Source organism: Catenulispora pinistramenti, from assembly GCF_018274385.1.
Lineage (GTDB): Bacteria > Actinomycetota > Actinomycetes > Streptomycetales > Catenulisporaceae > Catenulispora > Catenulispora pinistramenti.
This window is the reverse complement of the sequence record NZ_JAAFYZ010000276.1, coordinates 1-12,261: the sequence shown is the minus strand read 5'-3', so window position 1 is coordinate 12,261 and position 12,261 is coordinate 1. Positions and strand designations below refer to the sequence as shown.

Below are 12,261 nucleotides of genomic sequence, written 5' to 3'. Positions count from 1 at the left end.
CCTACAGTGCCGGTGGCCGGGGGTCAAGTTCGCGCCGTACGAAACCGCCGCCTACCTGCATGTCCGCCGCGCGCGGACTTTACCCCCGGACACCGGTGCTGTACCCCCCGGGCTGACGACGCGACCGAGGGGAACGGACCGCACCACCTCACAAACCGCCACCGCTGAGACTGACCCGACCACCCGAGGGAACCGCGCTAGTTTCCCTGAGGTTGCCGAGGCCCGCCGGAGGCCCGGCTCTTCATCACAGCTCTTGATCTTGATCTTGTTTGTGGCTCTTGATCTTGCTCTTGATCTGGCCTGTGCCGTTGATCTTGCTTGTACCCCTTGCTCTGACTTGCCGGTGTTGAAGAGGCCTGAGGTGCGGCGGGATTGTGAACGCGAAAACCGGCAGCCGACAAACACACCCACCACCCCGAACCCCGAACCGGCTCAACTATGACCGAAGGCGTAAAAAGCTTTGAAACCCACAACCAAACCGCAACCCGGCTCGAAAAACCCTCGCCTCGAAAACTCCCCGCCCCGGGCCCAAGGCCCATCGACCCTGCGAAGCCATCAAATCCTACGAGCCGCCAACCCCTACAAAGCCACCAAATCCTGATACTCAGGATTCTTCTCTATAAAAGCCGCAACAAACCAACACCGCGGCGCCACCTTCAACCCCCGCGCCCGAGCATCATCCAGCGCCGTCTCCGCCATCAGCGCGCCAAGGCCGCGGCCCTCAAACTGTGGCTCCACCATCGTGTGCGGCATGACGGCCACCCCGTCCTGCACCGAATACGCGAGGACGCCCGCCAGTGCCCCATTCACCCGCGCCTCGTACCGCCCGCGCTCCTTGTTCTCGACCACGGTGACGCCGCCATTGGCCCCGCCAGGAATCCCACCAATGCCCTCGCCGCTCACAACCCGCCTCCGGCTCCCTCTACGATCTTCAGTAGTGTTCGCATCAGCGTAACCGGGACCGCTTTTATGCCCATCGGCTTTATGTCGTCGGGCTGGTAGGAGGCAGGCTGTGTCATCAACCGTCGTGACAGGGGACGGCGAGGGGCTTCGGATCCACCCCGAGGTGATCGACGCGTTGGAATCGGACACGCCGGTGGTGGCGCTGGAGTCCACGATCATCAGCCATGGGCTGCCGCGTCCGGACAATCTGCGGGTGGCTCGGGAGATCGAGCAGACGGTGCGGGATCACGGTGGCGTGCCGGCCACCATTGCGATGATCGACGGCAAGCCCTGCATCGGTCTGTTCGAGGAGGAGCTGCGGCTGATCGCCGAGTCCGATGCGGTGGTCAAGCTCGGCGTGCGGGATCTCGGCGTGGCGGCTGCCAAGGGGCTGCATGGGGCGACCACTGTGGCGGCCACCGCGTCGCTGGCGGCGCAGGCAGACATCGACGTGTTCGCCACCGGGGGTCTGGGGGGTGTGCACCGGCAGGCGCGTGACACGTGGGACGAGTCCGCGGACCTGACCGCGCTGTCCCGGATCCCGATGGCCGTGGTGTGCGCGGGAGTGAAGTCGATCCTGGATGTCCCGGCGACCCTGGAGCGGCTGGAGACGCTGAACGTCCCGGTCTACGGCTACCGCACGAACCAGTTCCCCGGCTTCTACCTCACCGACAGCGGCTACCCGCTGGAGTGGAGCTTCGACTTCGCCGAGGAGCTGGCCGACGCGGTGTTGCAGCACTGGCAGCTGGCGTGGCCGGCGGTGTCCAGCGGGGTGCTGATCGCGAATCCGATCCCGGTCGAGGACCAGATCGATCCGATGCTGCACGACCGGATCCTCACGGATGCGCTGGCCGCCGCGGAGAACGGCGGGGTCTCGGGCAAGGACGTCACCCCGTTCCTGCTGGAGTTCTTCCACAGCGAGACCGACGGCGAGTCGCTGCGCGCCAACGTGCTCCTGGTCAAGCGGAACGCCGAGCTGGCCACCCGGATCGCCGCGGAGATCATCGCCGCCGCCCCGAGTCAGTAGCCGCGCCGCCGATGGTCCTGCCGTTGTTCCCGGCCGATGCGGCGGCGCCGATCCTGGTGATCGGCGACCTGATGGTGGACGTCCTGGCCCGGTTGGAGGGCCAGCTGGTCGCGGCCTCCGACAGCCCCGGCCGGATCACCATGCGCGGCGGCGGGTCGGCCGCCAACACCGCCGCCTGGCTGGCCGCCACCGGTAACGAGGCGTTGTTCGTGGGCTGCGTCGGTGACGACCTGCCGGGCCGGGAGGCGGCCGAACTGCTGCGCGCGGTCGGCGTCCGCACGGCGCTGAAGGTGGACCCGTCCCGGCCCACCGGCACCGTGGTGGTCCTGGTCGATCCGACCGGCGAGCGCACGATGGTCCCGGACCCCGGTGCCAACAGCGCGCTGACCCCGATGGACCTCCCCAAGGACGAGTTCGTCCCCGGCCGCCACCTGCACCTGTCCGGCTACACGATCCTCAACCCGGCCACCCGCGCGGCCGGCGTGGCGGCCCTGGACCTGGCGCGGCGGCGCGGGATGACGACGTCGGTGGACGTCGCCTCGGCCGGCCCGCTGGCCGCGGTGGGTCCGGACTGCTTCCTGGACTGGATCGGCGATCCCTTCATGCTGATCGCCAACCGCGACGAGGCGGCGGTCCTGACCGGCATCGACGACGACCCGGTCGCCGCCACCAGGGCCCTGACGGAGCTGTGCGACCAGGTGGTGGTCAAGCTGGGCGCGGACGGGGTGGTGCGGCACGACTCCCTGCTCGACCGGACGATCCGCGTCCCGGCCGAACGGCTCGGGCCGGGAGAGCTGATCGACACGACGGGGGCGGGGGACGCGTTCGCCGCCGGGTATCTGGCGGCGTGGATGCGGGATGAGGACCCCGAGGAGGCGCTGGCGGCCGGGTGCCGGTTAGCGGCCCGGGTGATCCGGAAGGTCGGCGGGCGGCCGTAGAAGTGGGCGGGCGGCTGTAGACGTCGGGCGGGCGGCTGTAGAGGTGGGCCCGCAGCCGTGGAAGTCGGGCGGACGGCCGTGGAACCTGGGAGCATCGAGGCCAGTGGAAGGTCTGCCGACCAGGGAGAGAGCATGCGGAAGATCGTCGTGTACGAGTTGCTGTCGCTCGACGGCGTGGCCGAGGACCCCGACCGCTTCTTCGGCTGGGACGACGTCCTGGACGCCAATCTGAGCACCGTCATCCAGTCCCAGGACGCGGTCATCCTCGGCCGCCGCAGCTTCGCCGAGTGGGCGCCGTTCTGGCCCGACGCTGACATAGAGCCGTTCGCCGGCTTCATCAACGGGGTCCGGAAGTACGTCGCGACCTCGACGCCGCTCGATCAGGACTGGGTCAACGCCACGGTGATCGAGGGCGATCTGGTCGGCTTCGCCCGCGATCTCCAGCAGCGGCCCGGCGGCGACATCGGCGTCCACGCGAGCATCAGCGTCGCGCAGGCGTTGCTCGCCGCGGGGGTCGTCGACGAACTCAAACTAGTGGTGGCGCCCAAGACCGCGGGCCAGGGCCGCCGGCTTCTCGACGGCCTGCCTCCGACGTCGTTCGAGCTGGTGCGCAGTGTCGCGTCGCCGACCGGGCACCTGGTGTTGGACTACAGCGTCGTGCGCTGAGACCGCCCCCGGCGTCCCCTGGTGCCCCCGTAGACGCTGCTCACCTGCCGCTACACCACCAGCCGCAGATGCCGCTCAGCGGCCCGGATACGCACCGTCTGCCCCCACCCCAGCGCCAGCCGGTCGGCCTCGATCCCGTCGCCGAACACCACCAGCGACTCGCCCTCGATGCGGACCGTCAGCTCCGTTCCGTCCGGAAGCAGCCCCTCGGTCAGGTCGGCACCGGTGGTCGGCCCCGGCCACGCCTCCCGCACGAACCACCCCAACTCCGGGTCGGTCGGCCCCGGCAACGTGACCTGCCGCGCCCGCTGCCGGGCGATCGACAGCATCCAGCCGGTGGCGCCGGTGCCGGACCCGACGAGCAGCCCCGACGACGAGTGGTGCTCCTGCTCGCCCTCGGGAGTGCTCAACAGGTAGCGCGCGGACTGGTGCTCGGAGTGCCCGAGGTAGACCTCGTTCAGCGCCAGCAACGACTCGCCGTCGTCGGTGGCCGCCGAGACCATGGTCCGGGCCTCGAACCGGGCCCTGCCCGCGCCGACTCGCGCGAGCAAGGACTCGAAGTCATTGGGGGAGTGGCGGACCAGGACCCCCATGTTGCGCCCCGGATCGGGGTCGATGCCGATCACCGGCTGGCCGTCCAGGTACTTCGCGGTGTTGGCCACCAGCCCGTCCTGGCCGACCACCACCACGACGTCCTCCGGCTCGAACAGGAAGCGCGGGAGGTCGGCGCGCTCGACGGTGCCCCGGCGCCACTCCCTGGGGATCCCCGTGGAGACCGCCTGCACCGCGCCGCTCAGCATGTCGTGCCGCTTCTTCACCGACGACAGCGAGATCCCGCGCCGCTTCTGGACGAACTCGGCTTGCCCCCACGTTCCCTGCTCGGCCACGAGCTCGTCCCGCTCGCTGTGCCGGTGCACGACGACCACCCGAGGCGCCACGGACATCGCTCAGGACTCCCGACTCTGGACGGACCCGCCGGCCGCGGAACCACGAGCCGCAGAGCCACGAGCCGCAGAGCCACTCGACCCCGAATCGCCAGCCGCCGAACCACCCGCCAACTTCGTCAGCAGCCCGGTCACCACATCCGGCGTCAGGTTCACCGTCCCGATCTCCGGCAGCTGTCCCGCGAACTCGCGCAGCGCCAGCGTGAACAGCACGCTCCGGTCCAGCCCCGCGTAAGCGGCCAGCTTCACCGCCTCGTTCTCGTTCTGCGCGGCCCCCACCGCCCGCAGATCCTCGACGTTCGCCGAGGATCGGGTCCGCAGCGCGTCCGCGTCCGCCTGAGCGACGATCCGCGCCCGCTCGGCGTTGGCCGCCATGCTGATCCGGGCCCGCTCGGCCTCGCCCTCGGCCGCGATCCGGGCCCGGTCCGAGTCGCCCTCGGCGGCGATCCGCGCCGCGGCCGCCTGCTCGGTGGCCCGCCGCCGCGCGTTCGTGCCCTCCTGCGCGACCAGCTGCTCTTCCCGCGTCGCCAACTCGATCTTGCTCTGCAGCTCGTTCTCGGTGATCGCGCGCTCCCGCTCGACCGCCAGCGCCCGCCGCTCGAAGCCGGCCCGGTCCGCCTCCTGCTGGATCAGCTCCCTGGTCGGGGTGCGCAGCGCGCGCTCCACGTCGGCCTCCGGCTTCACCGCGACCACCCGGACGCCGATCACCCCGATCCCGGTCTCGGCCAGGCGCTGGTCGGCGGCCAGCCCGCCGGTCACCCGCTCCTGGACCGCCGCGGTGCCCGAGGCCAGCGTGTCGGCCAGCTCCAGGGTGGCGATCAGGGTCAGCGCGTGCTGCTGGGCCAGTTCGGTGAGCAGCATCGCCACCTGCTCCAGCGGGGTGGTGCGCCACTGGCCGGACACCGGGTCCACCGCGAAGTCCAGGCGCCGGGTGGCCAGGGCCGGGTCGACGAAGCGGAAGGTCATCGAGGCCTGCACCGTGACGTCCTGGAAGTCCTTGGTGCGGGCGTGGAACAGCATCGGCAGCTCGCGGTCGTCCACCGGCACCTCGGCCAGCACCGCGGTCAGCGGCCGGAACCAGAAGGCCTGGCCGGTGCCCTCGTGCGCGACCTGGCCGCGCCGCAGGTGCACCACGTGGTTCGTCGGGCTGCCCCGGAAGTGGCTCAGGAACAGCCGCTTGGTGATGTCCGCCATCTCTCTCCCCCTAGTGAATCGACCTGGTGCGTCGGACCAGTGCGCCGGACCAGTGCGCCGGACCAGTGCGCCGGACCAGTGCGTCGAACGCCTTTTCAAGACGCTGCGACGGTAGCCCCCCGCACCCCTTATCGTCAAGTTGACGAAAATAGCCGCCCCGGCCATTGGAAGACTCAACATCCGCATACTCGACGCCCTGGCCGGGCCGCTATGAGGAAACGTCCTGATCCGCTCCGGAGGGCGACGCCCCGACCTGCGGGTGATCATTCCGACGGGTGACATCGGCCCGACTATCGGCTAAGAATCCTCAAGTCCGCCCCCGGTGCGGCCGACGACAACAACATGAGCATTCCTACACACATGACCGGGACCATCGCGCCCGTCGACTCCCTTCCCGCTTCGCCCTCGCCCGTCGCCAACACCCTGGCCGCCGCGGCCGGCGGCACCATGGCCGACTCCTACCTGTCCCTGCGCGCCGGCACCCAGGCCCGCGGCCTGCACGGCCAGCTGGTCCAGCAGCTCGGCCGGATGATCGTGGCCGGCGAGCTGGGCGCGGACCGGCCGCTGGTGCCCGAGGAGATCGGCCGCCGCTTCGAGGTCTCGCGCACCGTGGTCCGGGAGTCGCTGCGGGTCCTGGAGGCCAAGGGCATGGTGACCGCGCGGCCGAACGTCGGGACCCGCATCCGTCCGGTGCCGGAGTGGAACCTGCTGGACCCGGACGTCATCGAGTGGCGGGCGGCCGGCGTCGCGGGCCTGGACCAGTGCCGCGAGCTGGCCGAACTGCGCTGTGCCTTCGAGCCGTTGGCCGCGCAGCTGGCCGCCGGCCGGCTGTCCGACGGTGCCGCGGCCCGGCTCTCGGAGCTGGCCGTGCTGCTCAAGCAGGCCGCCGCCAACGGCGACCAGCCCGGCTACGCCAAGGCCGACGGCGAGTTCCACGCGCTGCTGGTCGCCGAGTGCCCGAACCGGATGGTGGAGCACCTGGCGCGGGTGGTCACCGGGGCGGCCGAGAGCGCGGGTATGCGGCGCCGGTCCTGCGGGCCGATGAACGACGGCGGCGCGGCGGCGCACCAGCGGCTGGCCGACGAGGTGGCGGCCGGCGACGGCGCGGCCGCGGCCAGTGTGATGCGTGCCATGCTCGCCGCACAGCTGGAGGAGCCGGTCCCGGCTTACGGGCTGCCCGGCCAGCGGGGACAGTGAACGATCGGTGATCGGCCCGCCCCGGTCGGTGACCGGCGGGCCTGATCGGTGGTGCGGGGCACCGCCGCCTCGGGGGGCGCCGAAGGGCGTGCAGGAAGGCGGTGCCCACCGATCCCGGGTATCCGGTGCCGGGGGAATACATCGGCGTGCCACAATGCTATGTCGCGTGCAATGCGGAACGACCGGGTGCGACCGGTTGGAGCCGCGGCGCGATCGGAATCTTCCACACGAACCCGGCACAGAGCAAGACGGCCCGCAAGGACTTGCGGACCGTATCCCGGCTCACGTCGGAAGCGGGTGGTTGCCATCCAGTAGCGAGAGGGTTTTCGTGTCGGCCAGCACTTCCCGTCCACTGCCCGCCGAGATCGCCGAGTCCGCCCACCTCGTGGCGCTCATCGAGCGGGGCAGGGCGCAGGGACACATCGCCGCAGACGAGGTGCGGCAAGCCTTTGAAGAGGCGGACATCCCGATGGCCAAGGCTAAGAGCGTCATGCGCGCCCTGACCACCGTGCTGCACGAGGAGGGCGTCGACCTGACGGTCAACGCCGCCCAGAGTGCCGGGGTGCCGCGCAAGCGCGTCGCCGCGGCGAGCAAGACCGCGGCCAAGAAGACGACAACGGCCACCGCGGCCAAGGCGACGACGGTCAAGAAGGCCGCCGCCAAGACCGCCGCACCGGCCGTCGCAGCCGTGAACGGCGCTTCCGATGAAGCGGACACCGAGGCCGGCAAGGCCGGGGTGAAGAAGACCGCGGCGGCCAAGCCGGGCGCGGCCAAGAAGACCGTGGCGAAGAAGGCGGCCTCGGCCGCCGACGGAGCCGAGGCCGACGCCGAGCCGGGCAAGAAGGCGGCGGCGAAGAAGACCGCGGCGCCGGCCAAGAAGGCGGCGTCCGGCAAGAAGGGCGAGGACGGCGAGGACGCCGAAATCGAGGAAGACGTCGACTTGGAGCTGGAGCTCGAGGAGGACGGCCCCGACATGGAGGTCGCCACCGACGGCGAGGAAGGCGAGGAGACGACCGAGACCGAGGGGACGACGCCCAAGGAAGAGGGCTTCGTCCTGTCGGACGACGAGGACGACGCCCCGGCCCAGCAGGTCGCCTCCGCCGGTGCCACCGCGGACCCGGTGAAGGACTACCTCAAGCAGATCGGCAAGGTCCCGCTGCTCAACGCCGAGCAGGAAGTGGAGCTCGCCAAGCGCATCGAGGCCGGCCTGTTCGCCGAGGAGAAGCTCAACGACGGCGAGCCGCTGACCCCGGAGTTCCGGCGCGAGCTGGACATCATCGCCGAGGACGGCCGCCGGGCCAAGAACCACCTGCTGGAGGCGAACCTGCGCCTGGTGGTCTCCCTGGCCAAGCGCTACACCGGCCGCGGCATGCTGTTCCTGGACCTGATCCAGGAGGGCAACCTGGGCCTGATCCGCGCCGTGGAGAAGTTCGACTACACCAAGGGCTACAAGTTCTCGACCTACGCGACGTGGTGGATCCGGCAGGCCATCACCCGCGCCATGGCCGACCAGGCGCGGACCATCCGCATCCCGGTCCACATGGTCGAGGTCATCAACAAGCTGGCCCGCGTCCAGCGCCAGATGCTCCAGGACCTGGGCCGCGAGCCCACCCCGGAGGAGCTGGCCAAGGAACTGGACATGACGCCCGAGAAGGTCGTCGAGGTCCAGAAGTACGGCCGGGAGCCGATCTCCCTGCACACCCCCCTCGGCGAGGACGGGGACAGCGAGTTCGGCGACCTGATCGAGGACTCCGAGGCGGTCGTCCCGGCCGACGCGGTGTCGTTCACGCTGCTGCAGGAGCAGCTGCACTCGGTGCTGGACACGCTGTCCGAGCGCGAGGCGGGCGTGGTCTCCATGCGGTTCGGCCTGACCGACGGCCAGCCGAAGACGCTGGACGAGATCGGCAAGGTCTACGGGGTCACGCGCGAGCGGATCCGGCAGATCGAGAGCAAGACGATGTCGAAGTTGCGGCATCCGTCGCGGTCTCAGGTGCTGCGGGACTACTTGGATTAGGAGTCCCGGCGACGAAGAGTGCGGCCCCCGTCACGGGGGCCGCACTCTTTTCGGCTGACGCCGCGCCTGTGACTCAGCTCACAGACAGCGAACCACCGCGGCCGGCGAAGCGAACGCGGCCGGCGAAGCGAACGCGCACAGCGAAGGCCCCGGCTCCATCGGGAGCCGGGGCCTTCCGCAACACGCAGTAGCCGTTATCGGATCGTCCGTTACAGGTCTACGCAATCAGGGCCGGGTATCGCCGCGCTGAACCCTCAGCGCTCGTCCTCAGCTGTGGCGGTAGCGGTGGTGGTCTTGGTCTCGGTCTCGATCAGCTTGTCGGAGAAGTCGTGTATCTCGACTGCGACCTTCGCCAGGCTCTCGCTGTACTTCTTGCCGTGGTGAGCGCAGAAGAGGAGCTCGCCGCCACCCAGGACGACGCGCACATAGGCAGCAGCACCGCAGCGGTCGCAGCGGTCGGAAGCCTTCAGGGGCTCAGTCGGAGTCAGGACTGCAGTGGTCACGTCGCACCTGCTTTCTGTGTGGTACCCGGAACAACATCAAAGCAGGCGTTCGGTGTTCCCGCGCTAGTGATTCGGCGTCGAAAGCGTCACGTTCGCTGAGAGCGTACGGGGAAAGGGGACGAACCATGAGGAAACTCAACGTTCGGTGTCGATGACGGCACACGCGGTGAGTGTTCTCCCATCAGAGTGTTGTCCCGGTCACATGGACTCGCCGGGGGGAAGGTCCCGGTACGCTGGCCCTGCCGTCGCTACCATTGATGCGAAACTATGTTCGAGTGACGTGAGTCGATAGAGAATCGACGAGGGAGAGGAAGGTCCGCAAGTGAGTGCGCAGGGCAGGTCCGCGCCGTCCACCGACAAGGACGGCTCCTACACCGCGCGGCACCTTCTTGTCCTCGAGGGACTGGACGCGGTCCGCAAGCGGCCGGGCATGTACATCGGCTCCAACGACGGCCGTGGTCTCATGCACTGTCTGTGGGAGATCATCGACAACTCGGTGGACGAGGCGCTGGCCGGGTTCGGTGAGCAGATCGAGATCATCCTGCACAAGGACGGGTCGGCCGAGGTCAAGGACACCGGCCGGGGTATCCCGGTCGACGTGGAGCCCAAGACCGGGCTGTCCGGCGTCGAGGTCGTGATGACGATGCTGCACGCCGGCGGCAAGTTCGGCGGCGGCTCCTACGCCGCCTCCGGCGGTCTGCACGGCGTCGGCGCCTCGGTGGTGAACGCGTTGAGCTCGCGCGTGGACATGGAGGTCGACCGCTCCGGGAGCGTGCACGCGATCTCCTTCCAGCGCGGCATCCCCGGGGTGTTCGCCGGCGACGGCCCGGACAGCAAGTTCAAGGCCGAGTCCGGGCTCCGCAAGGTCGGCAAGGTCTCCCGGGCCAAGGGTGCCTCCCCCACGGGCACCCGGACCCGGTTCTGGCCGGACCGCCAGATCTTCCTCAAGGACGCCGAGTTCGTCCTGGAGGAGCTGCACGCCCGGGCCCGGCAGACCGCGTTCCTGGTGCCGGGGCTGACGATCAAGGTCGTCGACGAGCGGGACGGCGGGCACAACGAGGAGGTCTTCTCCTACGCCGGCGGCATCTCGGAGTTCGTGGAGTTCCTGGCCCCGGACCGGCCGATCACCGACACCCTGCGGTTCACCGGCTCCGGCAAGTTCACCGAGACCGTGCCGGTGCTCGACGAGCAGGGGCACATGACCCCCGCCGACATCGAGCGCGAGCTGACCGTCGACGTGGCGCTGCGCTGGGGCACCGACTACGACACCGCGATCCGCTCGTTCGTGAACATCATCGCCACCCCCAAGGGCGGCACCCACCTGGTCGGCTTCGGCAAGGGGCTGCTGAAGGCGGCGAACGAGCAGCTGCGGGCCACCAAGCTGCTGAGGGTCAACGACGACGACGTGATCCGCGAGGACGTCTTCGAGGGCCTCACCGCGGTGGTCACCGTCCGGCTGGCCGAGCCGCAGTTCGAGGGCCAGACCAAGGAGGTCCTGGGCACCCCGGCGGCGAACCGGATCGTGACGCGGGTCGTGGACAACGCGTTCAAGGAGTTCCTGACCTCGGCCAAGCGCGGCGACAAGCCGATGGCGCGCGGCGTCCTGGAGAAGATCGCCAACGCCGCCCGCACCCGCATCACCGCCCGCCAGCACAAGGAGGCGCAGCGCCGCAAGAACGCGCTGGAGACCTCGGCGCTGCCGGCCAAGCTGGCCGACTGCCGCTCCGACGACGTCGACCGCTCCGAGATGTTCATCATCGAGGGGGACTCGGCGATGGGCTCGGCCAAGGCCGCCCGCAACTCGGAGTTCCAGGCGCTGCTGCCGATCCGCGGCAAGATCCTGAACGTCCAGAAGTCCTCGATCGCCGACATGCTGAAGAACGCCGAGTGCGCGGCCATCATCCAGGTCGTCGGGGCCGGCAGCGGCCGCTCGTTCGACCTGGACCAGGCGCGCTACGGCAAGGTGATCCTGATGGCCGACGCCGACGTCGACGGCTCGCACATCCGCTGCCTGCTGCTCACCCTGTTCCACCGCTACATGCGGCCGATGCTGGAGGCCGGACGCGTCTACGCGGCCGTCCCGCCCCTGCACCGGATCGAGGTGATCGGCGCGGGCCGCGCGAAGAACGAGTACATCTACACCTACTCGGACAACGAGATGCGCCGCACGGTCGCCGAGCTGATGAAGAAGGGCAAGCGGATCAAGGAGCCGATCCAGCGTTACAAGGGCCTCGGCGAGATGGACGCCGACCAGCTGGCGGAGACCACCATGGACCCCCGCCACCGGACGCTCAGGCGCATCACGGTGGCCGACGGGGAGTCCGCGGACAAGGCCTTCGATCTGCTGATGGGCAACGACGTGGCACCCCGCCGGGAGTTCATCATCAGCTCCGCGGCGGTCCTGGACCGATCCAGGATCGACGTCTAGCCGTGGCCTCGGTGGGCGGGCCGGCCGCACCCAGCTCGGTGCTGCCGGCCGGACGGGGCGCCGTGTGCCGGGCGGTGATGGGGTGGCTGACGGGGCCGGCGCGAGCCGACGCCGACTCCGGCGCCCGTGGTGGCTCTGGCGGCTCTGGGGCCTCTGGCGCCGAGACCGGGGCCGGAGCGCGGGCCGCGGAAGCGGTCACGCCGAGCCTGCTGCTGGTGACCGGGCCCCGAGGCGCGGGAAAGACGTTCACGCTGGCGTGGGCGGCCTCGGAGCTGGCGGTGCTGGCGCAGGCCGCCGATGACGAGCGGTTCGCGTGGGTCTCGGCGCGCGGGCTGACACCGCGGGTGCTGGCCTGGCAGTTGGCCGGGCAGCTCGGGGTGACGGTCGGCGGCGCGGCGGGGTTGGCGG

10 protein-coding genes and 1 pseudogene are annotated in these 12,261 nt (G+C 70.1%); 7 read left to right on the top strand and 4 right to left on the bottom strand.

From position 1 onward, the window contains the following. Window positions 1–579: 579 nt before the first annotated feature. The gene (locus KGQ19_RS52370) at window positions 580–903 is read right to left on the bottom strand and encodes a GNAT family N-acetyltransferase (protein ID WP_307856687.1); all 324 of its coding nucleotides are present in this window, start codon (window positions 901–903) and stop codon (window positions 580–582) included. 109 nt (window positions 904–1,012) lie between these two features. On the opposite strand from KGQ19_RS52370, the gene KGQ19_RS43235 reads away from it, so the two are divergent. The 3 genes from KGQ19_RS43235 (at window position 1,013) to KGQ19_RS43225 (ending at window position 3,573) form a co-directional block, all read left to right on the top strand. Next, window positions 1,013–1,969, top strand: coding sequence for a pseudouridine-5'-phosphate glycosidase (locus KGQ19_RS43235; RefSeq protein WP_307856686.1), 957 nt, complete (start codon window positions 1,013–1,015; stop codon window positions 1,967–1,969). 11 nt (window positions 1,970–1,980) lie between these two features. Then, complete coding sequence (locus KGQ19_RS43230; protein WP_212020486.1) at window positions 1,981–2,907, top strand: carbohydrate kinase family protein; 927 nt, start codon at window positions 1,981–1,983, stop codon at window positions 2,905–2,907. Window positions 2,908–3,039: 132 nt separating this feature from the next. Then, on the top strand, window positions 3,040–3,573 hold the full coding sequence (locus tag KGQ19_RS43225) for a dihydrofolate reductase family protein (protein WP_212020484.1): 534 nt from the start codon (window positions 3,040–3,042) through the stop codon (window positions 3,571–3,573). Window positions 3,574–3,623: 50 nt separating this feature from the next. On the opposite strand, the gene KGQ19_RS43220 is transcribed toward KGQ19_RS43225, so the two are convergent. Then, the gene (locus KGQ19_RS43220; protein WP_212020482.1) at window positions 3,624–4,517 is read right to left on the bottom strand and encodes an NAD(+)/NADH kinase; all 894 of its coding nucleotides are present in this window, start codon (window positions 4,515–4,517) and stop codon (window positions 3,624–3,626) included. Between the two features lie 3 nt (window positions 4,518–4,520). Continuing rightward, window positions 4,521–5,711 carry an SPFH domain-containing protein gene (locus KGQ19_RS43215; protein ID WP_230420341.1) on the bottom strand — a complete coding sequence of 397 codons (1,191 nt, stop codon included), beginning with the start codon at window positions 5,709–5,711 and terminating at the stop codon, window positions 4,521–4,523. 342 nt (window positions 5,712–6,053) lie between these two features. On the opposite strand from KGQ19_RS43215, the gene KGQ19_RS43210 reads away from it, so the two are divergent. Both KGQ19_RS43210 and KGQ19_RS43205 read left to right on the top strand, forming a co-directional pair. Then, window positions 6,054–6,908 carry a FadR/GntR family transcriptional regulator gene (locus tag KGQ19_RS43210; RefSeq protein WP_212020480.1) on the top strand — a complete coding sequence of 285 codons (855 nt, stop codon included), beginning with the start codon at window positions 6,054–6,056 and terminating at the stop codon, window positions 6,906–6,908. Between the two features lie 328 nt (window positions 6,909–7,236). Further along, window positions 7,237–8,922: an RNA polymerase sigma factor gene (locus KGQ19_RS43205; protein WP_212020478.1), complete on the top strand. Its 1,686-nt coding sequence runs from the start codon at window positions 7,237–7,239 to the stop codon at window positions 8,920–8,922. Between the two features lie 254 nt (window positions 8,923–9,176). Here KGQ19_RS43205 and KGQ19_RS43200 read toward each other — a convergent pair whose 3' ends face one another. Beyond that, complete coding sequence (locus tag KGQ19_RS43200; protein ID WP_212020476.1) at window positions 9,177–9,425, bottom strand: DUF7455 domain-containing protein; 249 nt, start codon at window positions 9,423–9,425, stop codon at window positions 9,177–9,179. A gap of 322 nt (window positions 9,426–9,747) precedes the next feature. On the opposite strand from KGQ19_RS43200, the gene KGQ19_RS43195 reads away from it, so the two are divergent. Together KGQ19_RS43195 and KGQ19_RS43190 are read left to right on the top strand one after the other, a co-directional pair. Beyond that, window positions 9,748–11,853 carry a DNA gyrase/topoisomerase IV subunit B gene (locus KGQ19_RS43195; RefSeq protein WP_212020474.1) on the top strand — a complete coding sequence of 702 codons (2,106 nt, stop codon included), beginning with the start codon at window positions 9,748–9,750 and terminating at the stop codon, window positions 11,851–11,853. Between the two features lie 2 nt (window positions 11,854–11,855). Beyond that, window positions 11,856–12,261 (top strand): annotated as a pseudogene (locus KGQ19_RS43190) (hypothetical protein); the annotation flags it as partial.